Origin of the sequence: Streptomyces fragilis (genome assembly GCF_003112515.1) — a bacterium.
GTDB lineage: Bacteria > Actinomycetota > Actinomycetes > Streptomycetales > Streptomycetaceae > Streptomyces > Streptomyces fragilis.
Genome location: NZ_BEVZ01000002.1, coordinates 1,907,422 through 1,932,134, shown reverse-complemented (window position 1 = coordinate 1,932,134; position 24,713 = coordinate 1,907,422). Strand labels below are relative to the sequence as shown.

Genomic DNA, 24,713 nt, shown 5'->3' with positions numbered 1-24,713 from the left:
CCTTACCTGACGCCCTGGCGGATCTCTTCCAGCCGCGTCACCAGCCGCTGATGGCGCTGAGAGGCCGCCTGGGAGGAGTTCAGACCCCGATGGCGGGCGATCTGCCGCCAGTCCAGACCGCGGCGACGCGCCTCCATGACCACCTGCGCCTCCACCTCGTCCAGTGCCGCCCGCATACCCTCCAGCAGACTCAGCGCCGCCCCGTTGTCCTCGACAGCCGCTCGACCCGAGCCGCCCGCACCGTCGGCGACGTCCTCACCATCCGCACCGGTGCCGACCGCCGCGAGGAAACGCCCTATCAAGGCGGAGTCCTCCGCGAGCCGGACCGCCGCAGCGTCACCGTCCGGCATATCCGCGGGCGCGGTCAGGGCGGACAGCCGCCTGCGGGCAGCGTCCCGAACATCGGAAGACATGCGGCACAACCTACCACCGACCAACGAAACGTTGTTCCGTTGCGATCCGGCGGGAGGGCACACACCTGCGGGGTTCCGGTGTCGCCGGAGGAGCGACTGGAGACCCGTTCCGCCGTCCCGCCGGGAAATCCCGTTGCGAGCGGTGCGGGGTGGTTGTCTGATGGGCCGGTCACCGATCAGGGAGGCCGTATGGGAGCGTCGCTGCCCACCCCGGCGTTGCGGACCGATCGCCTTCACATGCGTGCCTTCGTGGACACGGATGCGGACGACCTCTTCGCGCTGCACAGCAACGCCCATGTGCTGCGTTACTGGGACTCACCGCCGTGGAGCGACCGCGCACGCGCCGACCGGTTCCTCGAGGTGTGCCGGCGGATGGAGCAGGAGGGCACCGGGGCGCGGCTGGCCGTGGAGCGGGCTGCGGACGGGGCGTTCATCGGCTGGTGCACCCTGGCCGGGTGGAACCCGGAGTACCGCAGCGCGTCGCTCGGCTACTGCTACGGCGAGGCCGCGTGGGGCCACGGCTACGCGACCGAGGCCGCGCGCGCCCTGCTGCGGTGGGCGTTCACCACGCTGGACCTCAACCGCGTCCAGGCGGAGACCGATACGCGGAACGTGGCTTCGGCCCGAGTGCTGGAGAAGCTCGGCTTCGTGCGCGAGGGGACGTTGCGGGAGGACTGCGTCGTCAACGGCGAGGTCTCCGACTCGTGGGTCTTCGGGCTGCTCAGGCGGGAGTGGCAGCCGGTGTCGGAGCCGGCACCCACAGGTCGTCGTCCACGATCCCCGGCCGAGTAGTCACACCGTCCCGGACGGCCGACTCGTCACCGCGGGACGGGCCAGTCCAGCACGGTGAGTTCGGGCCATTGCCGGCGCCAGCGGGACGTCTTGGTCTCGTAGACCTCGCGCGGCGCGAGCACCGGGTTGGGGCGCACGACGAGGTTGAAGACGTCGGCGAGACCATGCGGCGCGTACACGCGCCACCGCCCTGCCGGGTCGAGACGCACGCCCAGGCAGCAGGTGGTGGCGGCAAAGCTGTCGATCGCGGCCTCGGTGGAGGTGTAGGGCGCACACGGGACACCGAACTTCGCCTCGTACCAGAGGTGCACGCGGGCCTCGTTGCGGATCTCGACCTCGGCGGGCAGACCCGCGAAGACGTCCTCGCCCCTCCTGATGACCGCGTCCTCCGCCTCCCAGGAGAGGTCGTGGTCGTCGAAGTAGAAGAGGTCGTAGTCCTTGATGCCGTCGGCGGGGGGTCTGCCGGTGACCACGTTCCAGACGGTCTGGAAGAGACAGCCGGCCGTCAGGTACCAGCCGGGCAGCCGCAGTCGGGGCGAGCGGTGCAGCACGTCCATCAGGACCTCGTTGCGGGACAGCGTGGACCGCAGGGCGACGAGTTGTTCCTCGAGCGGAAGACGTGCGATCACTGCTCGTGCCTCTCGGGCGCGGCCGGCCGGGCCGAGCGGTCCTCCTCGATGACGGGCAGCGCGTGCTCGCTCCGTACGCGGCCGGAGCGGTGCACGTCCCGGCGGACCACGGTGCGGCCCGTGCCGAACCTGCGCATGCGTGTCCTCTCGCTCGCGTCGCGGGCGATCATGCCGCTGCGCGCCGAGGCCTGGTGCCGCTTTCGGGGCTTTCAGCCGACCGTGAGGCTGGAGGTGCCGGAGCTCTGGTAGCCCTCGGTAGCCATGACCATGTAGTGGCTGAACTCGCCGAGTTCCATGCCGACGCGGGACCAGGCGTCGAAGTGGTTGCCCGTGGTGATGGCGCCGCCGGTGCGCTTCCGCTGCCGCACGCTCCAGAACTGGCTGAAGGTCTTCGTGCCCTCCACGGAGGGGGCGTTGTACCGGGTCGTCCGGTAGATGTCGTAGGTGCCGCCGTCGCTGGTGACGGTGCCCCGGTAGGAGCCGGTGGGGCGGTAGGCGCCCCAGTTGTCGACGACGTAGTACTCGACCAACGGATTCGCGGTCCACCCGTACAGGCACAGGTAGGCGTTGCCCGACGGCGAGAAGCTTCCGGAGTAGCGCACCGTGCGGCGGCTGCCGTTGCTCCACCCCTTGCCCGCCACGAAGTTGCCGGTGTCGCGCCAGGTGGTGGTGTAGGCGCCGCCCGGTTGCAAGGTCAACGAGACGGTGTCGGGGGCGTCGGTCCAGAAGGAGTAGAAGTACCCGCCGTCCGTGCCGGTCCGGTTGGCCGTGACCGTCGTGCCGGCCTGCGCCGGTGACGGGAGGACCAGCCCTGAGGTGGCGGCGACCAAGGCGCCCGTGCCGCCGATGAAGCCTCTGCGGCTCGGACCCCGGACGGGGGTCTTCTCGTGCAGCACGTCTCCTCCTGCTGAAAGCTGGCGGGGAGCTGGGCGGTCGTGGGGCGCCCAGACGGCCTTGCAGAACGCCGAGTTTCATGACGGTCCGTGCGGTGTGTCAACAGTTTCGACGAGTATTGCGAAAGTAACTGCGTTGAGGGGCAGTTGCGTGTGTGCGATAGGTGCAGGTCGTGGATGCGTGAGGAGTTCCGCGGAGGCAAGGGGGGTGGGCGTACGGCATCTTGCGGCGGCCGGCCGGGCGGTGGGCTTTCGGCGGATCTCGCAAGTTTCGAGGGCGGGCGCGAAAGGGTGCAGGGAGCCGGCCCTGGCTCAGCGGGCTGCGCGGGCCGTGCAGGGGCGTCCCGCGGTCAGGGCAGCGTGAGGATGCGGGGGCCCTGGTCGGTGATGGCGACCGTGTGCTCGATGTGAGCGGCACGGCTGCCGTCGGTGGTGCGGAGGGTCCAGCCGTCGGGGTCGGTGTGGTAGGCGTCGTGCCCGCCGGCCATGAGCATGGGTTCGATGGCGAGGACGAGGCCGTGGCGGAGCGGGTAACCGCGGCCGGGGCGGCCCCGGTTGGGGACGTGGGGGTCCTCGTGCATCTGGCGGCCGATGCCGTGGCCGCCGAAGTCGGCGGGCATGCCGCAGCCGGCCTCGCGGGCGACGGAGCCGATGGCGTGGGAGATGTCACCCATCCGGCCGCCCACCCGTGCGGCGGCGATGCCCGCGTCCAGGGCCCGGCTGGTGGCGTCGATCAGGGCGACGTCGGCCGGGCGCGGCGTTCCGACGGTGAAGGTGATCGCGGCGTCGCCGGTCCAGCCGTCCAGGCGGGCGCCGCAGTCGACACTCACCAGGTCGCCGTCGGCCAGACGGTAGCCGGTGGGGATGCCGTGGACGACGGCGTCGTTGACCGAGGTGCAGATGACGGCGGGGAAGGGGACCGGGGCGAACGAGGGCCGGTACCCCAGGAACGGGGAGGTGGCTCCGGCCTTCTCCAGGACCTCCCGGGCCGCCTCGTCCAGTTCCCGCAGGGACACCCCCACGGCGGCCGCCTCGCGGACCGCGGCCAGGGCCTGTCCCACCACGCGCCCCGCCTCCCTCATCGCGTCGAGCGCCGCGTCGGTCTTGATCTCCACCATGTGTGGTGACTCCCCACTTCGGAGGCTTCCGCCTCGACCCAATACTTATACCGGTATTAGTATCACGGTCATGGTGCGAACTCCTCTGACCCCTTGGGAACGTGAACGCGGCGAGCGGTTCGGTGCGCTGCTGCGCCGGGCTCGCGGCGACCGGAGCATGGCCGACGTGGCGGCAGCGGCGGGCGTCTCGGCGGAGACCCTGCGGAAGATCGAGACCGGAAGGGCGCCGACGCCGGCCTTCTTCACCATCGCCGCTCTGGCCGCGGCGCTGGACCTGTCCATGGACGCGCTGGCGGCGGCCGCGGCGCCGGAGACCGACGGCCAGGACCAGGCTTTGTCCGCGTGAGTGCGGGCGGGGCGACCGGGCACGGCGGCCCCGGGGAGCCGGGCGGGCAGGATGCGCCGCCGGGCGGGCTGGGTGAGCCGGGTGGACATCGGCGGTTCGCCGAGTACCGTGCCGCGCTCGCGCGAGTGGGCGAGGCGGACGAGCTCGCGCTCGTCCTGCGGGTGCTGTCCGATCCGGACCAGGTGATGGCACGGCCGGCGGTGCTGGAGCATCCGGACCGGCGGGCGGCCGCGCTGCTCGCCGAGCCGGGGTTCCGCTCCTGGGCGGAGGCGCTGGCGGAGGCGGTGGGAGGGGACGCCTTCCTGACCCTGCCGGTGTCCCGGCGGGTGGAGGAGTGGCGGCTCCTGCGTGCCATGATTCTCGGCCGGCCGTGGGGGCGGGAGGCCGTGCCGGAGGCTTCGGACTGGTTCCAGCGACGGGTCGCCGCCGTGGCGGCGCCGGGAGCGGAGGTTCTGCGCGTGCCGGCCGGGGACGGGCGGACCCGGCGGGTCGGCATGGCGCCGGGGAGCGCCTCAGGGGGCGCCCGGGGGTTGAGGCCGCCTGCCGGACGCCGCGGCGTTGACGGCCGTCGCGTGGCGCGGCGACGCTCGGTAGCAGGCCGGTCAGCGGACGGGACGCAGGCGGTGGAGGGTGGTGGCGAGCGACACCTCCGTGTCGTCGCTCCAGGTGCAGACCTCGAGCCACGAGAGATGGCCGTCCTGGACGAACACCAGGACCTCGCCGGGGCAGGTGCCGTCCTCCATGACGAACCGTGCCTCGGCAGCGATCGCCGTGCCGGGGCCGGTGGGGGCGCGTTCCACCGTCTCGGTGTCGAGCTGGAAGTAGGCGCTGCCGCATCCGCAGGTGCAGCGGGTGCGGACGGTCAGGTGCGGTATCTGGGCGCGTAAGGCGGCGTGGACGGCGTTGTCGGGGCCGAGGACGGCGTCCAGCGCTTCGGTCACGTCGGCAGGCAGTGCGTGGTTCATTCGTGCACGGTAGCCGGTGGTCCGGTACGGGAGGGAGGGGCTGGAGCCGATCCGGGTCAGTCCTTCGAAAGGTCCGGGTCAGTCCTTCGGAAGGAGCGCGCCCGGCCGCACGGGACGGCCGAGGAGCTGCAGGACCAGGTTGCGGTGGGCGGCGTGGAGCGTGCGGACGGCGGCGCGGGTGATGCCGGGTTTGAGGGCGCGGGCGCCGTCGCGAGGGCGTCCCGGCTTGGTGGGGATCCAGAGGTGGCCCGGGTCGCTGCCCTCCAGGCGGTCGGTGATGTGGCCGCGGACGTCGAGCCAGCGGCCGAGGATCTCGGTCGCGCGGGCGTCCAGGGGCTCGGGGCCGGTGTCGAGGTGCACGAGGCGCCGCTGGAGGTCGATGTCGTCGGTGCGCAGCCTGTGCAGTTCCGGGACGGTGCGTCCGGTGCCGGCGACGAGGGCGGCCACCGCCGCGGTGCGGATGCTGGTGGCCGCGTTGGCTCCGGAGGGGCGCTTGACGGCGAGGGTGTGCAGGAGCCGGTCCGCCTCCGTGGGGGTGAGGTGTTCGCCGATGCCCTGGGGGGCCGCTTCGAGGCGGTGCGGGGCTCCCAGGTGGGCGGCGAGGGAGTTGTAGCTCTGGGCGCGGGCCCGTTGCGACTCCTCCGACGCCCGGGCGTCCGGTCCGCGCAGGGTGTTGCGTCGGCGGGTCTCCCCCGCGGCGGCGGCCTCCAGCCACGCCGACGCCCGCTCGGGGTCCAGGAGTTGTCCCGCGGTGAGGGAGACGGCCCCCGCCCCGTCGAGGGCGTGGTCGAGGAACTCGCCCAGCAGGGTGGCGCGCAGCCGCCGCGTCGCGGGGGCGTACCCGGCGCGGCGCAGCGCGTCGAGGAAGTCGTCGACGGCCGCGCGGGCGTCCTGGGTCGCCCAGGCGTGGTGGTCGGCGGCGGGCTCGGGCGCGGTCGGCATGGGATCAGGGTACGGAAGCCGGGGGTCGGGGGTGGCGGGTGCGGGGCGGGACGGGTTGGTTCGACGGGTGGGGTGGGGCGGTCGCACGGGCCGCCCGACGCCGACTGCACGCGGCGCCGGCCTGCGACTACAGGGGTCGTCCTCCCCCGGTGGCGACTCGGTGACAGCAGACACAGACTGGATACGAAGTAGCGCCCTGTGCCGCCCACGCATGCAAGTGGTGGCCGGCTGGGGCGGCAGACCGAGGTACTCCCATAAGGAGGGCCTAGTGAGGTCGATGATGTTTCCTGCGCCGCGCGCCCGGTCCGTATGGGCGCTCCTCGCGACGGGGTTCCTGTCAGCCACTCTCCTCCAGGCCACCACCGCTCCACCAGCCGACGCCGCGCCCTGCTTCTGGCTCAGATACGCGGACGAGGCACCCAGGCGTGCCTCCGCCGCCGCTGACTTGGCGACCGTCTGCCTCATACAGCAGGAGCGCGCCAAGCGCGGGTTGCCACCCATCCCGCACACGGTCAGTCTCAGAGGGCAGCCTCCCCAGCCGCTTCCACTGGCGGCACAGCGTCACGTCGAGGCGGCTGTCACGCTGAAGTGGTGGGGACCTGGCAAGGACCCGCACACCAACCCGCAGACCGGGTCGACCGTCAACAGCCGCATCAAGGACGCCGGGTACTGTCCCGGTCGCACCCCGTCCACCGGGGAGATCGCCTACACCGGCTGGGGTGGCCAAGGCACGCCGCGGGCCGCCGTCAACTGGTGGATGAACAGCCCCACACACCGAGACATCATTCTCGGCACCCATTGGAACAACTACGGCGTAGCAACGTGGCCGGACGCCGCCGACAAGGCGGGCGCCGGTCGAAGTGGCGCAGGCACCTACGTCATGAACTTCGGATACTGCCCCCGCTGACTGTCGGTCCGGGCGTCATCCGTCGCCTCACTTGGCGAGTCGACGGCACGGAACGTGATTGCGTGCGAGCGGCCCGTTCAGCCGGCCCGGGCGCGGAAGGTGCGGCGGTAGGTGTCCGGGGGCACGCCCACCGTGCGGTGGAAGTGGCGGCGCAGTGTGGTGGCGGTGCCCATGCCGGTGGCGGTGGCGATGGCGTCGATGCCGTCGTCGGTGGTCTCCAGGAGCTCCTGGGCGCGGCGGATGCGCTGGGTGAGCAGCCACCGCAGGGGGGTGGTGCCGCTGACCGAACGGAAGTGGCGGGTGAGGTGGCGGGAGCTCATGCCGGCGCGGCGGGCGAGGTCCTCCACGGTGATCGGCTGGTCGAGCCGCTGCATGGCCCAGGGCAGGAGCTCGGCGAGCGGATGGTTGGCGGGGGCGGGCACCGGCGTGGTGACGAACTGCGCCTGGCCGCCGTCGCGGTGGGGCGGGACCACCAGCCGGCGGGCGACCGCGTTGGCGACGGCGGAACCGCGGTCCTGGCGGACCAGGTGCAGGCACAGGTCCATCGCGGCGGCCTTGCCCGCGGAGGTCAGCACGCGGCCGTCGTCCACGTAGAGGACGTCGGGGTCGACGTCCACTCCGGGGTGGCGGGCCTTGAGGTCCGCGGTGTGCGCCCAGTGCGTGGTGGCGCGGCGGCCGTCCAGGAGGCCTGCGGCCGCCAGCACGAACGCCCCGGTGCACAGGGACACGACGCGGGCGCCCGCCTCGTGGGCGGCACGTAGCGCGGTCAGGAGTTCGGGGGACGGCGGCTGGTCGATGTCGGCCCAGCCCGGCACGACCACGGTGTCGGCGTCCGGCAGCCTCTCGAGGCCATGGTCCGGTTCCAGGAGGAACCTGCCGCTGCCCACGGGCCGCGGCGCGCAGACGACCAGCTCGTACCAGGGCCCCTTCACGGCGTCGGGCGGGCTGCCGAACACCTCGAGCGCGAGGGCGAGTTCGAAGTTCAGCATGCCGTCGGTGACGGCCACCGCCACGATGTGGTCCATGTCCGGAAGTGTATGCGTCATGTCGTTCCGGACACTCACGATCACGTGAACTCTCCCTCCAGGATGGGGGCGACGGGTCAGACGGAGGGACTTCGGCTCTCCGCCCGGTGACGAAGGAGAAGTCATGCGCCAGGTAGCGGTGTTCGGGGCGTACGGAGACACCGGCCGGTTCGTGGTGGCCGAGTTGGCGGCCCGTGGCTTCATCCCCGTGCTCAGCGGGCGGAACGCCGCGAGCCTCGAGGAGTTCGCCGCCTCGGCGGGTGGTCTGGAGGCCCGTCCGGCGGACGCCGGCGACGCCGCCTCCCTGGACCGCGCGCTCGCCGGCACGGCGGCCGTCGTGAACTGCGCGGGCCCGTTCGCCGACACGGCGGCGCCCGTCGTCGAGGCGGCGTTGCGGGCGGGCATCCCCTACGTGGACGTGGCGGCCGAGATCGAGGCCAACGCCGACACGTTCGACCGGTTCGCGGAGCGTGCCCGTGAGGCCGGCGCGGTGGTCGTGCCCGCGATGGCCTTCTACGGCGGACTCGGCGACCTGCTGGTGACCGCGGCGCTCGGGGACTGGACGTCCGCCGACGAGGTGGACATCGCGTACGGCCTGGACCACTGGCACCCGACGGCCGGCACCCGTGCCGCGGGCGCCGTGTCCCGCCGCCGTCGTGACGGCCGCCGGGTCCGCTACTCCGCCGGTCGCCTGGAGTACCGGGACGACGCGGCGCCCACGACGACCTGGAGCTTCCCGGAGCCGATGGGGCGGCGTGCCGTCATCGGCGAGTTCTCGATGGCCGACATCGTCACCGTGCCGAGCCACCTGCGGGTGCCCGAGGTCCGCACGTACATGACCGTCGAGGCCGCCCGTGACATCGCCTCCCCCGACACCCCCTCCCCCGTCGCCTCGCCCTCCGACGAGCGGGGCCGCTCGGCGCAGACGTTCCTGGTCGACGTGGTCGTGCGCAGGGACGGGGCCGAACGCCGCGCGGTGGCGCGGGGACGGGACATCTACGCCGTGACCGCCCCGCTGGCCGTCGAGGCGGTCGAGCGCATCCTCTCGGGCCGCGTCCGCACCAAGGGGGTGGCCTCGGCCGGCGAGATCTTCGACGCGGCGGACTTCCTGGGCGCGCTGTCGGAGCACCTGTCGGTGGAGTTCTCCGGCTGACGGTCACCCGGGGCTCCCCCGGCCCCGGAGGGCCGGGGCCGCGGAAAAGGCCGTGCGCCGAGGAGTTTCGGCGGCGATGCTCGTGGGGTGGACCAGACGCGGGAAGTCGTGCGCCTCGCCGAGGCGGTACTGGGGGACGATCTCGTCGGCGCCTACCTGCACGGGTCCGCCGTGCTCGGTGGGTGGCGGCCGGCCAGTGACGTCGACGTGCTGCTCGTCACCCGCGGGGGCATGGACGAGGGGCGACAGCGGGCCCTGCTCGCCGGGTTGCTGCCGGTCTCCGGTTCCCGCCACGGGCTCCGCCCGCTCGAGGTCACCGTGGTCGTCCGTTCGCAGCTGCGGCCGTGGCGGTACGCGCCGGAGGGCGACTTCCTCTACGGCGAGTGGCTGAGGGACACGTACGAGGCCGGGCTGGTGCCACGGCCGCAGCGCATGCCCGACCTGGCGCTGACGGTCGGGATGGTGCTGGCCGGTGACCGTCCGCTCGCCGGTCCGGCACCGGCCCGGGTTCTGGACGAGGTCCCGTACGCGGACGTCGTGCGGGCGTGTCTCGAGGGGGTGCCCGGTCTGCTCGACGGCGTCGAGGAGGACACCCGCAACGTCCTGCTGACCCTGGCCCGTGTCTGGTACACGCTCGCGACCGGCCGCGTCGGGCGCAAGGACGCCGCGGCCGACTGGGTGCTGAGGCGCCTGCCGCCGGCGCTCCGCCCGGTCCTGGGGCATGCCAGGCACCTCTACCTCCACTGCGGATACGACGAGGAGACCTGGGACGCGGAACTGCGCGCGCGGGTGCCCGCCCTGGTGGCGTACGTGCTCGCCGGGATCGAGTCGACGGGCGCCGGTGGCGCGGGGACGACGGAAGGGACTCGCCGATGACGCGGCATGTCGTGGCCGGAGCAGGCCTGCTGATGATCGATCTCGACAACACCTTGATCGACCGTGACGCCGCGTTCCGTGCGGCCGTCGCGGCGTTCCTGGCGGAGCAGCGTCTGCCCGCGGACGATCTGGCGTGGGCGATGGCGCTCGACGCGGGCGGCTACGCCACGCTCCGTGACGTGGCGGCGGCCCTTCTCGACCGGTACCGGGGGCGGGCGTCCTCCGCGGCGGTGCACGCCCTGGTGGACCGGGGTGCGGCCGACCGGGTGGTGCTGACCGCCGGCGTCCGGGAGGCGCTGACGCGGGCCGTCGACGAGGGCTGGACCTGTGTGGTCGTGACGAACGGGCGCACGGCGCAGCAGGAGGCCAAGATGCGCCGCACCGGTATCGACCGGCTGGTGCACGGCTGGGTGGTGTCCGAGACGGTGGGCTGCGCGAAGCCCGACCCGGCGATCTTCCGGGCGGCCGCGGAGGCCGTCGGAGCGTCCCTGCCGGGCGCGTGGGTGATCGGCGACTCGGCCCGTGCCGACATCGCGGGGGCCGCCGCACTCGGGCTGTCGAGCGTGTGGGTGTCGAACGGCCGGGCGTGGGCCGGGGACTCCTGCCGGCCGACCCATGTGGCTCCGGACGTCGTCGCTGCGATCGGCCATGTGCTCGGTGTCGGGCGGCGGTAGGGCGAACGGGCTCGGAGCCGAGGTTCACGGACACGCGTGCACCGGTCCGAGATGACGCGGCGTCGGATCGTGGTGGGCAGTCGCTGTGCGGAGCCGGTCGATCTCCCACCAGGAACCAGGACAGGACGTGGGGGTGAAGTGGGCGGGGTCGTCCGCGCGGGCCGCCTCAGGTGGCGGTGCCGACGAGCGCGGCCAGATCGGCTGCCGATTCGGGGGTGAGGCGGTAGAAGCCCTGGATGCCGATCGAGTTCTCCAGGAGACCGTCGGTCACGTGCTTGAGCCGGCGGGTCCTCCCCTTGAGGTTGCGCCAGGTGAGGGTCGCCAGGAGGTCGCCGGGAACGGGCAGGTCGAAGCGGACCGGTGTGGCGTCGACGTGCACCGGTTCGGAGCCGCAGCCGTCCGCGCCGAGCATCCACCAGTCGTGGTGACCGGGGTGGGCCTGGTCCTGCCAACCGGTGGGCGGGGTGCCGCAGCACGCGCCGCGCTCGCGGTCCGTCACGCGCATGCGGGTGACGACGTGGACGACGCGCCGGTCGACGTGGAGCGCGTACACCTCGTCGCCCGCGCGAGCACGTGACCAGGCGGGCAGCGAGGTGTGGGCTCCGCTGAAGGCGACCGGCGGCCGCTCCCCCACCTTGCCGGCCTTGCGCAGGGCTCGGCATCGTTCGTGGGTCCACAGCACGGTAAAGGCGTCTGACATGCGGATGATCGTACGAGCGGGGTCCGACACCGCCGTCGGCTCGTGTGTCGGCCGTGGCCGTGAGGCTCCTTCGTGTTCGGAGCCCTCCGGCACAGGGTCGCGAGGCCGAACTCCGTCAAGCACGGGCAGAGTTCTGTACCTACTGGTATGTACACTGCTCGCGTGAACGCTGCGGAACGTCTCGTCGAAAGCACCCGCGAACTGCTGTGGGAGCGCGGTTACACCGGCATCAGCCCGAAGGGCATCCAGCAGCGCGCCGGTGTCGGGCAGGGCAGCATGTACCACCACTTCGCCGGAAAGCGGGAGTTGGCGCTGGCCGCCATCGGCCGGACGGCCGAGGAGACGCGCGCCAGGGCCGAGGAGCAGTTGTCCGGGACCGGAACGTCCGTGGAGCGCGTGACCGCCTATCTGCGCCGTGAGCGGGACGTGCTGAGGGGGTGTCCGATCGGGCGCCTCACCCAGGACCCGGAGGTCATGGCGGACCCCGCGCTGCGGGAGCCGGTGGACCGGACTCTGGCCTGGCTGCGCGAACGGCTCGCACAGGTGCTGGCCGAGGGGCGTGAGCGGGGTGAGCTGGACGCCGGGCTGGACCCGTGGGCCGTGGCCGCGACGACGGTGGCGGTGCTGCAGGGCGGGTACGTCCTGGCGCGTGCCGCCGCGTCGGCGCAGCCGTTCGACCAGGCCGTGGACGGTGTGCTGGGACTGCTCGCGGCGCACGTCCGCCCATGACCGGCCCCGCCGGTCCCCGCCCACCCCTTCGGAAGGTCACCGCCGTGTACGCCCAGCAGTACGAGATCACCCTGCCCGCCGACTACGACATGGGGATCGTCCGCGACCGCGTGGCCAGGGGCGGTCACGTCCTGGACGACCGCGCCGGGCTGGGGCTGAAGGCCTACGCGATCCGCGAGCGCGGGGTCGACGGCTCCCCGGTCAACCAGTACGCGCCGTTCTACCTGTGGAACGAGCCGGGGGCGATGGCCCGCTTCCTGGTCGGCGGTGGCGGCTTCCAGAACATCGTGCGCGACTTCGGCCGGCCCCAGGTGCTGCACTGGACGGGCATCGCCTGCCACGCCGGACCGGCGCGTACCGCTCCGGTCCGGGCGGCGTCGCGGCGGCTGACCGCGGTGGCCGCGGACGCCGATCCGGACGGCACGGGGCTGGGCCTGTCCGCGCTGGTCGAGCGGGAGACCGAGGAGCTGCGCCGCCTGTCCCGGCTCGACGGTGTGCACACCGCCGCGCTGGCCGTCGACCCGTACCACTGGCGGTTGCTGCGTTTCGTCCTGTGGGCGCGGACGTCCGCGGCCGACGAGGAGGCGACGGAACGCTACGAGGTGCTGCACCTGTCCGCCCCTGAGCTGGACCGTCTGCCCGAGGGGCGGAACTGGTAGGAAGCCCGGGCGGGGCCCGAGGGGACTGACGGGGCCGGGCGCGGAGTCGTCAGTCGGCGTCGTCGGCCAGCCAGGTCAGCATGCGGCCCCGGGCCCAGCACCGGCCGACCGCCGCGGTCAGGGCGCCCGGTCCGTCGAACAGTGCGAGGCCGAGGATGCTGTGGCCGGAGGCGGGGCGGTCGCCCAGGGTGGGGACCGTGGGGGCGACCCCGACCCCTTCCGCGGACACCCAGGCCACCGGCCGGCCGCGCGCGGCGTCCCGCAGGAGGTCCAGGAAGCGCAGGCGGTCCTGGCGGCGCAGGCGGGAGAGCGCCCAGGTGGTGGTCACCACGGGGAGGGCGCCGGCGGGCACCCGGGTGAACGCCTCGGGCAGCGTGTCGAGCACGTCACCGGCCAGGAGCCTCGGAGGGTCCGCGGCCGCCAGGGCGACCTCCGCCTCGAGTGCGGCGATCTCCTCCGGCCGGTCCGGCCACCGGCCGGCGCGCAGCCACCGGGCCTCGGCCTCGTCGGTGACGTCGACGGGGTGCGCGTCGAGGCCGAGGCGTGCGACGACCTGGGGGAAGGCTCGCTCCGGCAGGCGCCGGCCACCCACGACCGAGGCGGCGCGGCGCACGGGCGACGAGGGGTCGCCCAACGTCCGGCCGTTGCCGTAGGTGACGGCCACGCGATGGACGTCGAGGTTGAAGCCCGCGGCGCAGTCCAGGTCGATCAGTGCGACCGCGTCGGCGGCGAGGCGGTGCGCGGCTTCGGCGACGACCGGGCGCAGGACGGTGTGGCGCCCGGTCGCCTCGGCCGGCGCCCGGCGCCGCGCGGCGGTGGCCACGACCTCGTCGGCCATGCCCAGCAGGGTGTCGACCGCTGCCGCGGCGGCGGCCTCGGCGTCCCCGGTCCGGTAGGCGGCCACCAGCCCTGGGGCCCGGCCGGCGAGGGCGAGGTCGTGCAGGACGGAGAGGATGAGCCGAGGGCTCCGTCGGTGCGCGGGTGCCGTCTCGACGACGCGCAGGGCCCGGGCGGAGGCGCCCAGGGCGAGGGCGACGCGCGCGGACAGCGGTGAGGCCTTGGCCGCGTCGGACACGGCGAAGCGGCGGTAGGTGTCGGTGAGCGTCCGGGTTCCGCCCAGGGGTGCGGGCCTGCTGCCTGGCATCCGGCAAGTCTAGGAGGGGGCGGCCCCGGGCGTCCGGCGCGTGAGGGCAGGGGCCGCCCCGCGGTTTCCGGGGGTGGCCGGACACCGCCCGAGGCGTTCGAACGTATACTCGAATATGTGACCGAGTCCGACGCCGAGCCCTCACGGCTCGCCCTCCTGCGCTTCCTGGAGAGGGTGCAGCTGCGCGACCTCGAGCGCACCCGGCGGTGGATCGTGCAGGAGGAGCAGCGCATGGCGGTGGTCCGGCGGCGCGCGGACCGCGACGGGCAGCCGGAGGCGCAGTGGCTGGTCGAGCACGGGCTCGGCGGAAGCTCCCCCGTGTACGTGCACGTCGGCGGGTGCTGGAGCGGCGGCAGGCGCAGCCGGGCGGTCGCGCGGGAGCAGGCGTTGCGCGCCCTGGCCGAGGGTGTGCAGCCGTGCCCGCAGTGCAGGCCGGACACGGAGCTCGGCCTGCTGGAGTGAGCGGTGCCGGCCGGTCGGCCGGGCGGAGAAACAGGCCCGCCCCCGGGCCCGGGAGAGCGGGCGTTCGGGGGCGGGTCCGCGGTGCGGCGCCGTGCGGGCTGAGGGACGCCGCACCAGGTCGGTGGCCGGACCGTCAGGCGCCGGGCACGATGCCGGTGCGGGCGACCTGGGAGTACCAGCGGGCGCTGGCCTTGGGGATGCGCCTGCCGGTCGGGTAGTCGACGTAGACGGCGCCGAACCGCTTGCTGTAGCCGTAGCCCCACTCGAAGTTGTCCAGCAGCGACCACAGGAAGTAGCCCCGCACGTCCGTGCCGTCCTGGACCGCGCGGTGGACGGCGGCCAGGTGGTCGCGGACGTACGCGATGCGCGCCGGGTCCTTGACCTCGCCGTTGGGGTCGGCGTAGTCGTCGAAGGCGGCGCCGTTCTCCGTGATGATCAGCGGCAGCTCGGGGAAGTCCGAGCCGAGGCGGCGCAGCAGCTCGTACATGCCGGAGGCGTCGATCGCCCAGCCCATGGCGGTGGTGTCGCCGGGCGGCTGGTGGAACGCGACCTCGTCGGCGGCCGGCCACGGGCTGTGGGCGCTGCGGCCGTGGCCGTCGGAGTTGTGGGTGCCGCTGCCGTCGGCGCGGGAGACGAGCGTCGGCGAGTAGTAGTTGACGCCGAGGAAGTCCAGCGGCTGGTTGATCTCGGCCAGGTCGCCGTCCTGGACGAAGGACCAGTCGGTGAGCTGGGCGGTGTCCTTGAGGAGGTCCTCCGGGTAGGCGCCGTTCAGCATCGGGCCGGTGAACACGCGGTTGGCCAGCGCGTCGATGCGTCGGGCGGCGTCGACGTCGGCGGCGTCCTGGGTGCGGGGGCGCACGTGGTGGATGTTGAGCGTGACCGAGCACTGGGCGTCGGCGGGGATCCGGCTGCGCAGCGCCTGCACCGCCAGGCCGTGGCCGAGGTTGAGGTGGTGCGCGGCGCGCAGGGCGTCGACCGGGTCGGTGCGGCCGGGGGCGTGCACGCCTGAGCCGTAGCCGAGGAAGGCGCTGCACCAGGGCTCGTTGAGGGTGGTCCAGGTCTTGACCCGGTCGCCCAGGGCGTCCGCGGCCATGGCCGCGTACTCGGCGAACCGCTCGGCGGTGGAGCGCTCCGGCCAGCCGCCGGCGTCCTCGAGCTCCTGCGGCAGGTCCCAGTGGTAGAGGGTCGCCACCGGCTGGATCCCCTTCTCCAGCAGCTCGTCGACCAGGCGCCGGTAGAAGTCGAGGCCCTTCTGCACGGCGGGGCCCCGCCCGGTGGGCTGGATCCGCGGCCAGGCCAGGGAGAAGCGGTAGGCGCCGATGCCGAGCTCGGACATCAGCGCGACGTCCTCGCGCCAGCGGTGGTAATGGTCGGTCGCGATGTCTCCGGTGTCGCCGTTGCGGACCTTGCCCGGGGTACGGGAGTAGGTGTCCCAGATGGACGGCGTGCGGCCGTCCTCGGCGGCCGCGCCCTCGATCTGGTACGAGGCGGTCGCGGATCCCCAGAGGAAGCCCTCGGGGAAGGTGAGGTCGGCGCCGGGGGTGGAGGCGGCCTGATCAGCGGTGACCATGTGTTTCCTTTTCACGTTCGAAGGAAGGAGGGGGAGGGGGACCTGCGGCGGTTCAGCCCTTGACGGCGCCCGCCATGACGCCGCTGACGATCTGCCGGCCGAAGACGATGAACATCACCAGCAGGGGCAGGGTGCCCAGCAGCGCGCCCGCCATGATGAGGGACTGGTCGCGGATGTAGCCCGCGCTGAGCTGGGTGAGCGCGACGGGGACCGTGGGGTTGGTCATGTCGAGCACGACGAACGGCCAGAAGAAGTCGTTCCAGGCGTGCACGAACGTGATCATGAAGAGCACCGCCATCGCTGGCCGTGCGACGGGGAGCACGATGCTCCAGAAGATGCGCAGCGAGTGGGCGCCGTCGATGCGGCCGGCCTCGACGAGTTCGTCGGGCAGCGCCTCGGAGAGGTACTGGCGCATGAAGAACACGCCGACCGCGCTCACCAGGGTGGGGAAGATGACGGCGGGCAGCTGCTGCGACCAGCCCAGCTCGGCCATCATCATGAACAGCGGCACGACGCCCAGCTGCGGCGGGACCATCATGGTGCCGATGACCAGCATCAGCAGGACGTTGCGGCCCTTGAAGCGGAGCTTGGCGAAGGCGAACCCGGCCAGCGTCGCGAACATCACCGTGGACATCGCGATGACACCGGCCACGATCAGGCTGTTGATCATGGCCTTGCCCATCGCCGCCTCGTCCCAGGCGCGGGCGAGGTTGCTGAAGAGGTTGGGGCCGGGCAGGAACGGCGGCGGGGTCTCGCTGACCCGGGTGTTGTCGGTGGACGCGGCCACCATGGTCCAGTACAGCGGGAAGATCGACAGGAGCGCGGTGATCCCGAGCAGGATGTAGGCGAGCGGGCCCGCGTGGTGCTGGCGGCCGGCGCGCTGGCGCAGCGCGAAGCGGCCGGGGCGGCCGGCGGGGGTCTTCACCGGGTTGGTGGTCCCGGCCGGTGCGTTCGTCCGGACCGAGAGGCTTTCTGTGGTCATGGAGTCTCCTGGTCAGGACGTGCGGGAGCGCAGGCGCTTGATCAGTGCCTGGGCCGCGAAGACGATGATGAGGAGCAGGAACATCGCCCAGGCGACGGTCGCGGAGCGGCCCATCTGGTAGTTCTTCCAGCCCTCCTCGTAAAGGAGGAGGCCCAGCGTCTGGTACTGGTTGTCCGCGCCGCCGGTGATGCCGTTGGGGCCCTGTCCGAAGATCAGCGGCTCGCCGAAGAGCTGGGTCGCGCCGATGGTGGACAGCACGATGGTGAAGACCACCGTGGAGCGGATCCCGGGTACCGTGACGTGGATGAACTGCTGCCAGCGGGAGGCGCCGTCGATGCCGGCGGCCTCGTAGCGCTCGGCGGGGATGGCCTGCATGGCGGCCAGGTAGAGCAGCGCGTTGTAGCCGGTCCAGCGCCAGATGACGATCGTGGAGATCGCGAGCTGGGCGGGCCACTTGTCGGACTCCCAGTTCACCGGGTCGATGCCGACCGCCCCGAGCGCCCAGTTGATCATGCCGAAGTCGCGCTCGAAGAGCATGGTGAACACCAGGGCCGCGGCGCCGACCGAGGTGGCGTACGGCACGAGCGAGGCGACGCGGAAGAACAGCGAGCCGCGCATCTTGAAGTTGAGCAGGTGCGCGAGGCCGAGAGCCATCAGCAGCTGCGGCACGGTGGAGATGATGCCGATGGTGATGGTGTTGCCCAGCGCGTTCCAGAACCGCGAGTCGCTCCAGAGCGCCACGTAGTTGTCGAACGCCACCCACTCCATGATGTCCAGAGTGGCCAGCTCCACCCGGTGCAGCGAGATCCAGGAGGTGTACACGAGCGGGTAGAAGCTGAACGCCGCGAACACGACGAAGAACGGCGCGACGAACGCGTAGGGCGCGCCCTTGATGTCCAGCCGGTGCAGCAGCGCGCCGCGACGGCGCCCGCCGTCGGAGCCGGGCTTGGGGGCAGGACCTTCGCGTCCCTCGCCGGTCTGGGCCTTGGTGGTGGAGGTGGCCACCGGACTTCCTTCCTGAGAGCAGATGTACGAGCCGGGCTCCGGGCCCGCCGGCGTGCGGCCGGCGGGCCCGGGGCGGCCGGGAGGAGCGTCGGTCAGCCGACCGCCTTCTCGATGCGCTCCGAGGTGGTCTCCCACGCCTTGGCACGCGCGGTCCCCTGCTCCACCAGGGTCAGGCCCTGGGAGAAGGTGTCCTTGATGGTGCCGTCCTTACGGCCGAGGACCTGCTTGTCCGGGATCTCCTGGGCGGCCTCGCCGAAGATCTGGCCGATCGGGGCGTTGCTGAAGTACTCGGAGGTGCTGTCCTTGACGGCCGGGTCGTCGAGGGCGACCTGGGAGGACGGCACACTGCCCTGCTTCTTGAAGATGTGGGCCTGCTGCTCCGGCGCGGTCAGCCAGGCGACGAGCTTCTTGGCCTCCTCCTTCACCGGGCTCTGCTCGACCACGCCGAGGAAGGAGCCGCCCCAGTTGGCGCCCTTGGGGGCCTTGGCGACGTCCCACTTGCCCTTGTTCTTGTCACCGGCCTTCTCGCCGATGTGGCCGAGCATCCAGGCCGGGCACACGGTGGTGGCGAAGGTGCCGTTGGACAGGCCCGGGTCCCAGCCCGGCTGGAACTGGCGCAGCTTGGCGGACAGGCCGGCCTCGGCGGCGTCGGCCGCGAGGTCCCACGCCTCCTGGATGACCGGGTTGTCCTTGTAGATGAGCTCGCCCTGCTCGTTGTAGAACTGCTCCGAGTTGCCGTAGATCATGGCGTTGAACAGGCCGCTGGTGGCGTCCATGTAGGAGACCTTGTCGCCCTTGAAGTCCTTCTTGAAGGTCTTGCCGACCTCGACGAACTTCTTCCAGTCGCCCTCCCACAGCTTGGCGACCTCTTCGCGGTCGGTGGGCAGGCCGGCCGCCTCGAAGTGGTCCTTGCGGTAGCAGACGGCCATCGGGCCGATGTCGGTGCCCAGGCCGAGGACCTTGCCGTCCTTGGTGGTGATCTGGGCCTGCTTCCAGGGGAGGAAGTGGTCGGTGCCCGCCATGCCCTTGAAGTCCGCGAACTTCGTGGCCTGGGTGTCGACTATCTCCTTGGCACGGCCGATCTCGATGCCCTGGATGTCCTTGAGGCCCTTGCCCGCGGCGAGCTTGGTCTGCAGGGCGGTGTAGTAGGTCTGCTCGTCGCCGGCCACCTCGGCCTGGATGTCGACGTTCGGGTTATCCTTCTCGTACTGCTCGAGGAGGCCGGTCTCCTTGAAGCCCATCACCCCGTACATGCCCATGGTGATGACGACCTTGCCGTCCTTCTTGCCGCCGCCGGTGACGGACTCCTCGCTGTCGCTGCAGCCGGCGAGGAGCGAGACGGCGCTGACCGCCGCGACGAGCGCGACCGCCCTCGTCCGCGCGGACCTGTGAACAGTGGTCATGTTTCTTTTCCTCCAAGCGACGGCGCTGACGCACCGGAGTTACGAGTCCTGTAGGACCACGGCAAGTGGGACGATCCGGGAGGAACGTGCCGTTTCACCGGGTGGGAACGTTCCCAACGCGAGGTGGGAACGTTCCCACCGACGGATGGAACACTCGTGCCAACGGCGGCACATGTCAATAACGTGAAACCAACTTGTTTCCGGAACCCTTCACGCCGTTCACGGGGCCATGCGTTCCCCCGGGGTCGGGAACGGCCCCGCGTCTGCCACAATTGCGGCGATCATGTCCGTGGCCGTCGCCGCGGCCACCGAGGGAGAACCGCATGTCAGAGGGCCGTCCGCCCACGATCAAGACCGTCGCCGCCCGAGCCGGGGTGGGGCGGACGACGGTCTCCCGTGTCCTCAACGGGTCGGAACTGGTGAGCGCCGACGCGCGGGAGAGGGTGCTGCGGGCGATCAAGGAGCTGAACTACGTCCCGAACTCGGTCGCCCGGGGTCTGGTGACCAGCCGGACCGAGGCGGTGGCCCTGGTGATCCCCGAGTCGGAGAGCCGGCTGGGGTCGGAGCCGTTCTTCGCGGCGTTGATCCGCGGAGTCAGCGGAGCACTGACCGAGACCCGCACCCAGCTCCAACTGGTGCTGGTGCGCGACCAGTTGGAGCGGGACCAGCTGACCACCTCGATCGTGACGCGACGGGTCGACGGGGTGCTGCTGGTATCGGTGCGGGCCCAGGAGAGGGTCGCGGCCATGCTGGAGGAGATGGGCCTGCCCACCGTGCTGGCCGGCCGCCGCGGTGAGGACGAGCGGCTGAGCTACGTCACCTCGGACAACATCGGGGGCGCGACGGCGGCGGTCGAGCACCTGGTGCGCGGCGGCCGCGAGCGCGTCGCGACGATCACCGGGGACCTGGACATGGACGTGGGCCGCAGCCGGCTCGCCGGCTGGCGCCGTGCGCACGAGCTGGCGGGACGCGAGGCCGACGAGTCGCTGGTCGAGCCCGGGGACTTCTCGGAGGAGGGCGGCCGCCGAGCGATGCGTTCGCTTCTTGAACGGGCGCCGGAGCTGGACGCGGTCTTCGCCGCGTCCGACCTGATGGCCGTCGGCGCCCTGGCCGAACTGCGCGCCCACGGGCGCCGGGTGCCGGAGGACGTCGCGGTGGTCGGTTTCGAGGACTCCGTCCTCGCCCGGCACACCAATCCGCCGCTGTCGACGGTGCGTCAGCCGGTGGAGGAGGTCGGGCGGACGATGGCGCGGATCCTGCTCGACGAGATCGCCGAAGGCGGCGCACGGCGGCAGCAGGTGACGCTCCCCACCGAGTTGGTGGTCCGGGAGTCCTCCTGAGCAGACCGGGCCCGCCGCGAGGAACGGGCCGGTGGTGGGGGCCGTTCCGGCCGAAGAGCCGGACCGGGGCGGCGCCGAGGCGGGTCCACTGCGGCACGGGGCGGCCGGCCAGGCCCAGGTGGCGCTGCCCTGCGCCCCCTGCGCTGCCCTGCCCGTCCTGCACTGCCCTGCCCGTCCGCCCGCCGGTATCGGCATACCGGCACGGCTCGCGGCCCTCGGGCCGGCTCGGGCTTGCCCTCCCCCACCTCGCCGCGGCCGCGTAGGACGTAGCGTCTCCCGGTCGCCGGTCAGTCGTCGTCGTCCCGCAGTTTGTCCGCGACGCGTTCGAGCGCGCGGAGGTCCTCGGGGGTGAGGCGGTCCACGAAGTGGCGCCGCACCGAGGCGAGATGGGCGGGGGCCGCCGTCTCGAGGGTCTGCATCCCGTGGTCGGTCAGCACCAGGAAGCAGCTCCGGCCGTCCGCGGGATCCGGTTCGCGCCGCAGCAGGCCGCGCGCCTCCATGCGGGTGGCGTGCCGGGAGAGCCGGCTGCGCGACCAGTGCATCTTGGCGGCCTGCGCCCGCAGGGTGCTGGTGCGTCCGGGCAGCTCGGACAACGTGCTCAGCACCTCGTAGTCGGGTTCGGAGAGCCCCACGTCGGCCAGGTCGCGGGCAGTGGCCGCCTGTACGGCGAGCACCATGCGCCGATACGACCTCCAGGCCCGCTCCTCGTCGTGATTCAGCCAGTTGACGGCTTCCTGCGACTCGTTCGTTGACATGGAACCAATCTACACCTAGCTTTCATTTCCATGACAACGAAAACGATCCGCGTCCTCGTCCTCGTCTGCAGCACCCGTCCCGGCGCCTTGGGCCCCGCGGTCGGCACGTGGCTGACCGAGGCGGTCGGCGCACGGGCCGCCGAACTCGGCGTGGAGCTGGTGCCCGTGTCCCTGGCCGACCTCGCCCTGCCCTTCCTGGACGAGGAGCAGGAACCCGCCTCCGGTCTGTACGCCCACGAGCACACCCGTCGCTGGAGCGCGCTCGTGGACCGCGCGGACGGCTTCCTCGTGGTCACTCCGGAGTACAACTACGGGATGCCCGCCGCCTTCAAGAATGCGCTCGACTACCTGACCCGGGAGTGGGCGTGGAAGCCGATGGGCTTCGTCAGCTACGGCCACACCTCCGCGGGCACGCGGGCGGTGCAGCACGCCAAGCAGGTGGTGACCACCCTGCGACTGGTCCCGCTCGGCTCCACGGTCGCGATACGCATCGACGACGCCGTCGAGGACGGGCGCGTCCGCCCCGCCCCGGCGCTCTCGGGGGCGGCGGTGGGCGTCCTGGACGAGCTGGTCCGCGTCTCGCACGCGCTGCGCCCGCTGCGCGAGAAGTCCCGCTCCGGCGTGCAGGACGGTCCGCTGCCGGGTTCCTACCTGCGGCGGCTGACGCCCGAGGACGCAGGCGAGGTGACGGTGCTGCAGCGCTGCTGCTGGGTGGACGAGGCCCTCGCCAACGACAGCCTGGCCGTTCCGGCTCTGCGGGAGTCGCCGGAGCAGGTGCGCGAGTGGCTGGGGGCCTGGCACACCACCGGACTGTGGCGCGACGGCCGGCTGCTCGGCATGGTCCGGGCCCGGCGGACCGGCGAGGAGTGGCACGTGGGGCGGCTCGCCGTCGCACCGGACCTGCGGGGACGCGGACTCGGCCGGTGGCTGCTGCGCGTCGGGGAGGGCCAGGCCGAGCCGGGGTGCGACACCCTGGTGCTCCACACCGGCGCCCGCAGCGAGGGCAACATCCGCCTCTACCGCAGCGAGGGGTACCAGGTGGCGCCCTGCCCCGACGAGGAGGACACCGTCCGTCTGACCAAGGAGGTGCCGGGGCGGGCCTTGGAGCAAGATGCCCCGGCCGAGGAGTCCCTGGTGTCGGCCCCTGCCTCCGGCGTCCAGGCATGAGCATGATCGGAGAGTACGCGCGTCTGTCCCCCGCGGAACTGGAACGGGCGGTCAGGGAGCCCAGGTGGGCGCCGAAGCTCGTCGACGCGCCTCTCGCAGGGGAGCCGGACGCCGGGCCCGGCTCGCGCCGCCACGACGTCGACAAGACCTGGCAGGCGCTCGGTTTCCTGCTCGACCGGGCCGGCTTTCCCGTCGACGTCACGTTCGGCGACGAGGTGCTTCCCGGCGCGGACGACTGGGGCTACGGACCGCCCCGGCTGATCCGGCCCGAGCGGGTCCGCGTCGCGGCCGAGGCGTTCGGCCGGATCCCGCCCGCCTCCCTCGCCGAGGGTGTCGGCCCGTCGGATCTCGCCGCCGCGGACGTCTACCCGCGCGTCGTCTGGGAGCGGGGTGAGCCGCTGGACTGGGTGACCGGTCATTACGAGGCGCTGGGCGCCTTCTTCCGGGCGGCGGCGCGGGCGGGGGACGCGGTGCTCGTCTGGATCGACTGACCGCCCCTGACGCCGAGTTCGGGGCGACGGACGGATCGGCGCCGGATCGCCGGGCGGATCGGCGGCCGGGGTACTGCGCCCGTGGTCCGCCGGTACCCCCGTCGGCCCATCGACGGTCCTCTGGCGGTGCCGGACCTGGTGGGCTGGGGCAGAGTGCTGCGGGGGAATCGTGCGAGGAGCCTCGTGATGACGAAGAGAGTCAGTTCTGTCGTGTCCGCGCCTGTGGCCCGGCTGGCCGTGGGCCTGGCGGTGCTCGCCTCCGCCCTTCCGCCGGCGGTCGCCGCCGCGGCGGAGGCCGCTCCGCCCGCGGGCCGGGACCCTGCCGTGGTCTCCGACTGGATGCGCACCGCCGCCGACACGATCGCCGTGGAGGTGGACGGCACACCGCCGGACCGGGCCTTCTGGGAGGCCTACGCGGCGACCGCCGTGTACAACGCCGTGACGGGGATCGAGGGCCGGTTCGCGCCGTACCGCTGGCGGGAACGCGGCCCGCGTCACGCCTCGTCGGCGGCGGCCGCCGCCGCGGCCGCCCACCGTCTGCTCACCCACTACTTCCCCCACTCGGCGGCCGGCCTGGACACGGCCCTGAAGGACACGCTGGCGAAGATCCCCGACGGCCGGGCGGAGCGCGAGGGGGTCGCCTTCGGGCGGCGCGCGGCGGACCACGTCGTCGAGCTCCGGGCGAACGACGGCCGGAACGCTCCGGTGTCCTTCGACCGGCCGCCGGTCCCGGGTGTCTGGCGCCCCACCCCGCCGGCGTTCGCCCCCTTCTCGAACGCCTGGCTGGGCCGGATGCGTCCGCTGCTCCTGCGCTCCCCCGCCATGTTCCGCCCCGGCCCGCCGCCGGCGCTGGGCTCCGCCCGCTACGTCCGGGACCTCGACGAGGTCAGGGTGTTCGGGGCGAGGAACAGCACGCGGCGCACTCCCGCGCAGACCGACACCGCGCGGTTCTTCACCGAACTGGACATCCCCGGCGCCCTGGGGGACCACGCCGCCCGGCACCGGCTGGACATCGCCTCCACCGCCAGGCTGTACGCCGCGGTGCACACCACCCAGGCCGACGCCATCATCGCCGCCTGGGACGCCAAGCTGCGGTACGGCAACTGGCGCCCCATCACCGCCATCCACCGCGCGGACGAGGACGGCGATCCCACCACGTCGCCGGACCGCGGCTGGGAGCCGTTGCTGACGACGCCCGCCCACCCGGACTACCTGAGCGGTCACGCGACCACCGCGGGTGCGCTGACCGGCACCATGACCAGGCTGCTGGGTACCGACCGGATCGACCTCACCGTCCATTCCACGCGCGGCGGCACGACGCGCCACTACGACTACGCGAAGCCGTACGACCGTGACGCGATCGACGCCCGGGTGTTCGCGGGCATCCACACCCGCACGGCCGACGTCGTCGGCAACCGCGTGGGTCACCGGATCGCCGACTGGGCCCTCGACCGGTACTTCCGTCCGCTGCGCGGCCACTGAGCAGCGTCCCGGACGGCGTCCCGGGAGCATCCGGGGAGCAGCGTCCGGGGCGGCGTAGGGGCGCGTCGGGGGGCGGGGGTCTTCCGCGCGC

Annotated in this window: 28 protein-coding genes; 13 read left to right on the top strand and 15 right to left on the bottom strand. The window is 72.8% G+C overall.

The window, feature by feature from the left end:
- Positions 1-2: 2 nt before the first annotated feature.
- Positions 3-413, bottom strand: a complete 411-nt coding sequence (locus Sfr03f_RS10250) for a hypothetical protein (protein ID WP_108953326.1) — start codon at positions 411-413, stop codon at positions 3-5.
- Between the two features lie 237 nt (positions 414-650).
- On the opposite strand from Sfr03f_RS10250, the gene Sfr03f_RS10245 reads away from it, so the two are divergent.
- Complete coding sequence (locus Sfr03f_RS10245; RefSeq protein ID WP_245967479.1) at positions 651-1,205, top strand: GNAT family N-acetyltransferase; 555 nt, start codon at positions 651-653, stop codon at positions 1,203-1,205.
- A 26-nt stretch (positions 1,206-1,231) separates the two neighbouring features.
- Here Sfr03f_RS10245 and Sfr03f_RS10240 read toward each other — a convergent pair whose 3' ends face one another.
- From Sfr03f_RS10240 to map, 4 genes are all read right to left on the bottom strand, one after another.
- Positions 1,232-1,834 (bottom strand): nucleotidyltransferase family protein, encoded by a 603-nt coding sequence (locus Sfr03f_RS10240; protein WP_108953324.1) that lies wholly within the window; start codon positions 1,832-1,834, stop codon positions 1,232-1,234.
- Positions 1,831-1,971: a hypothetical protein gene (locus Sfr03f_RS30220; protein ID WP_159105606.1), complete on the bottom strand. Its 141-nt coding sequence runs from the start codon at positions 1,969-1,971 to the stop codon at positions 1,831-1,833. The genes Sfr03f_RS10240 and Sfr03f_RS30220 overlap by 4 nt, the downstream gene beginning before the upstream one ends.
- A gap of 72 nt (positions 1,972-2,043) precedes the next feature.
- Complete coding sequence (xynA, locus tag Sfr03f_RS10235) at positions 2,044-2,727, bottom strand: endo-1,4-beta-xylanase XynA (RefSeq protein WP_290429961.1); 684 nt, start codon at positions 2,725-2,727, stop codon at positions 2,044-2,046.
- A 350-nt stretch (positions 2,728-3,077) separates the two neighbouring features.
- Positions 3,078-3,845 (bottom strand): type I methionyl aminopeptidase, encoded by a 768-nt coding sequence (map, locus tag Sfr03f_RS10230; protein WP_108953322.1) that lies wholly within the window; start codon positions 3,843-3,845, stop codon positions 3,078-3,080.
- A gap of 70 nt (positions 3,846-3,915) precedes the next feature.
- Between map and Sfr03f_RS10225 the strand changes: the two genes are divergently transcribed.
- Positions 3,916-4,191: a helix-turn-helix domain-containing protein gene (locus tag Sfr03f_RS10225; RefSeq protein WP_108953321.1), complete on the top strand. Its 276-nt coding sequence runs from the start codon at positions 3,916-3,918 to the stop codon at positions 4,189-4,191.
- 602 nt (positions 4,192-4,793) lie between these two features.
- On the opposite strand, the gene Sfr03f_RS10220 is transcribed toward Sfr03f_RS10225, so the two are convergent.
- Both Sfr03f_RS10220 and Sfr03f_RS10215 read right to left on the bottom strand, forming a co-directional pair.
- Entirely contained in the window at positions 4,794-5,156 is a 363-nt protein-coding gene (locus Sfr03f_RS10220) for a hypothetical protein (RefSeq protein ID WP_108953320.1), read from the bottom strand.
- Positions 5,157-5,234: 78 nt separating this feature from the next.
- The gene (locus tag Sfr03f_RS10215) at positions 5,235-6,098 is read right to left on the bottom strand and encodes a site-specific integrase (protein ID WP_108953319.1); all 864 of its coding nucleotides are present in this window, start codon (positions 6,096-6,098) and stop codon (positions 5,235-5,237) included.
- 277 nt (positions 6,099-6,375) lie between these two features.
- On the opposite strand from Sfr03f_RS10215, the gene Sfr03f_RS10210 reads away from it, so the two are divergent.
- Positions 6,376-7,005, top strand: a complete 630-nt coding sequence (locus tag Sfr03f_RS10210; protein WP_245967515.1) for a CAP domain-containing protein — start codon at positions 6,376-6,378, stop codon at positions 7,003-7,005.
- Between the two features lie 77 nt (positions 7,006-7,082).
- Here Sfr03f_RS10210 and Sfr03f_RS10205 read toward each other — a convergent pair whose 3' ends face one another.
- Entirely contained in the window at positions 7,083-8,030 is a 948-nt protein-coding gene (locus tag Sfr03f_RS10205) for a helix-turn-helix domain-containing protein (protein WP_108953318.1), read from the bottom strand.
- A gap of 124 nt (positions 8,031-8,154) precedes the next feature.
- Between Sfr03f_RS10205 and Sfr03f_RS10200 the strand changes: the two genes are divergently transcribed.
- The 3 genes from Sfr03f_RS10200 (at position 8,155) to Sfr03f_RS10190 (ending at position 10,733) form a co-directional block, all read left to right on the top strand.
- On the top strand, positions 8,155-9,183 hold the full coding sequence (locus tag Sfr03f_RS10200) for a saccharopine dehydrogenase family protein (RefSeq protein WP_108953317.1): 1,029 nt from the start codon (positions 8,155-8,157) through the stop codon (positions 9,181-9,183).
- 87 nt (positions 9,184-9,270) lie between these two features.
- The gene (locus tag Sfr03f_RS10195; protein ID WP_108953316.1) at positions 9,271-10,059 is read left to right on the top strand and encodes an aminoglycoside adenylyltransferase domain-containing protein; all 789 of its coding nucleotides are present in this window, start codon (positions 9,271-9,273) and stop codon (positions 10,057-10,059) included.
- Positions 10,056-10,733, top strand: a complete 678-nt coding sequence (locus tag Sfr03f_RS10190; RefSeq protein ID WP_108953315.1) for an HAD family hydrolase — start codon at positions 10,056-10,058, stop codon at positions 10,731-10,733. Before Sfr03f_RS10195 ends, Sfr03f_RS10190 begins: the two co-directional genes overlap by 4 nt.
- 166 nt (positions 10,734-10,899) lie before the next feature.
- Here Sfr03f_RS10190 and Sfr03f_RS10185 read toward each other — a convergent pair whose 3' ends face one another.
- Positions 10,900-11,433 carry a hypothetical protein gene (locus tag Sfr03f_RS10185; RefSeq protein ID WP_108953314.1) on the bottom strand — a complete coding sequence of 178 codons (534 nt, stop codon included), beginning with the start codon at positions 11,431-11,433 and terminating at the stop codon, positions 10,900-10,902.
- Between the two features lie 162 nt (positions 11,434-11,595).
- Here Sfr03f_RS10185 and Sfr03f_RS10180 point away from each other — a divergent pair, with 162 nt between their 5' ends.
- On the top strand, positions 11,596-12,162 hold the full coding sequence (locus Sfr03f_RS10180; protein ID WP_108953313.1) for a TetR/AcrR family transcriptional regulator: 567 nt from the start codon (positions 11,596-11,598) through the stop codon (positions 12,160-12,162).
- A 44-nt stretch (positions 12,163-12,206) separates the two neighbouring features.
- On the top strand, positions 12,207-12,821 hold the full coding sequence (locus Sfr03f_RS10175) for a DUF4865 family protein (RefSeq protein ID WP_108953312.1): 615 nt from the start codon (positions 12,207-12,209) through the stop codon (positions 12,819-12,821).
- Positions 12,822-12,870: 49 nt separating this feature from the next.
- Here Sfr03f_RS10175 and Sfr03f_RS10170 read toward each other — a convergent pair whose 3' ends face one another.
- The gene (locus Sfr03f_RS10170; RefSeq protein WP_108953311.1) at positions 12,871-13,965 is read right to left on the bottom strand and encodes a DUF2332 domain-containing protein; all 1,095 of its coding nucleotides are present in this window, start codon (positions 13,963-13,965) and stop codon (positions 12,871-12,873) included.
- A gap of 117 nt (positions 13,966-14,082) precedes the next feature.
- On the opposite strand from Sfr03f_RS10170, the gene Sfr03f_RS10165 reads away from it, so the two are divergent.
- Positions 14,083-14,427 (top strand): DUF6233 domain-containing protein, encoded by a 345-nt coding sequence (locus Sfr03f_RS10165; protein ID WP_170145047.1) that lies wholly within the window; start codon positions 14,083-14,085, stop codon positions 14,425-14,427.
- A 133-nt stretch (positions 14,428-14,560) separates the two neighbouring features.
- Here Sfr03f_RS10165 and Sfr03f_RS10160 read toward each other — a convergent pair whose 3' ends face one another.
- From Sfr03f_RS10160 to Sfr03f_RS10145, 4 genes are all read right to left on the bottom strand, one after another.
- Positions 14,561-15,997, bottom strand: a complete 1,437-nt coding sequence (locus Sfr03f_RS10160) for a GH1 family beta-glucosidase (RefSeq protein ID WP_108953309.1) — start codon at positions 15,995-15,997, stop codon at positions 14,561-14,563.
- A gap of 52 nt (positions 15,998-16,049) precedes the next feature.
- The gene (locus Sfr03f_RS10155; protein ID WP_108953308.1) at positions 16,050-16,979 is read right to left on the bottom strand and encodes a carbohydrate ABC transporter permease; all 930 of its coding nucleotides are present in this window, start codon (positions 16,977-16,979) and stop codon (positions 16,050-16,052) included.
- 12 nt (positions 16,980-16,991) lie between these two features.
- Positions 16,992-17,984, bottom strand: a complete 993-nt coding sequence (locus tag Sfr03f_RS10150; protein WP_108953307.1) for a carbohydrate ABC transporter permease — start codon at positions 17,982-17,984, stop codon at positions 16,992-16,994.
- A 92-nt stretch (positions 17,985-18,076) separates the two neighbouring features.
- Positions 18,077-19,387: an ABC transporter substrate-binding protein gene (locus Sfr03f_RS10145; RefSeq protein WP_108953306.1), complete on the bottom strand. Its 1,311-nt coding sequence runs from the start codon at positions 19,385-19,387 to the stop codon at positions 18,077-18,079.
- 323 nt (positions 19,388-19,710) lie between these two features.
- Here Sfr03f_RS10145 and Sfr03f_RS10140 point away from each other — a divergent pair, with 323 nt between their 5' ends.
- Positions 19,711-20,727: a LacI family DNA-binding transcriptional regulator gene (locus tag Sfr03f_RS10140; RefSeq protein WP_108953305.1), complete on the top strand. Its 1,017-nt coding sequence runs from the start codon at positions 19,711-19,713 to the stop codon at positions 20,725-20,727.
- Between the two features lie 287 nt (positions 20,728-21,014).
- Here Sfr03f_RS10140 and Sfr03f_RS10135 read toward each other — a convergent pair whose 3' ends face one another.
- The gene (locus tag Sfr03f_RS10135; protein ID WP_108953304.1) at positions 21,015-21,482 is read right to left on the bottom strand and encodes a MarR family winged helix-turn-helix transcriptional regulator; all 468 of its coding nucleotides are present in this window, start codon (positions 21,480-21,482) and stop codon (positions 21,015-21,017) included.
- A 30-nt stretch (positions 21,483-21,512) separates the two neighbouring features.
- Between Sfr03f_RS10135 and Sfr03f_RS10130 the strand changes: the two genes are divergently transcribed.
- The 3 genes from Sfr03f_RS10130 to Sfr03f_RS10115 all read left to right on the top strand — a co-directional run bounded on the left by Sfr03f_RS10130 (position 21,513) and on the right by Sfr03f_RS10115 (position 24,622).
- Positions 21,513-22,649: a bifunctional NAD(P)H-dependent oxidoreductase/GNAT family N-acetyltransferase gene (locus Sfr03f_RS10130; RefSeq protein WP_108953303.1), complete on the top strand. Its 1,137-nt coding sequence runs from the start codon at positions 21,513-21,515 to the stop codon at positions 22,647-22,649.
- Positions 22,646-23,140: a YfbM family protein gene (locus Sfr03f_RS10125; RefSeq protein ID WP_108953302.1), complete on the top strand. Its 495-nt coding sequence runs from the start codon at positions 22,646-22,648 to the stop codon at positions 23,138-23,140. Before Sfr03f_RS10130 ends, Sfr03f_RS10125 begins: the two co-directional genes overlap by 4 nt.
- Positions 23,141-23,326: 186 nt before the next feature.
- The gene (locus tag Sfr03f_RS10115) at positions 23,327-24,622 is read left to right on the top strand and encodes a vanadium-dependent haloperoxidase (protein ID WP_159105605.1); all 1,296 of its coding nucleotides are present in this window, start codon (positions 23,327-23,329) and stop codon (positions 24,620-24,622) included.
- The last annotated feature ends 91 nt before the right edge of the window (positions 24,623-24,713 follow it).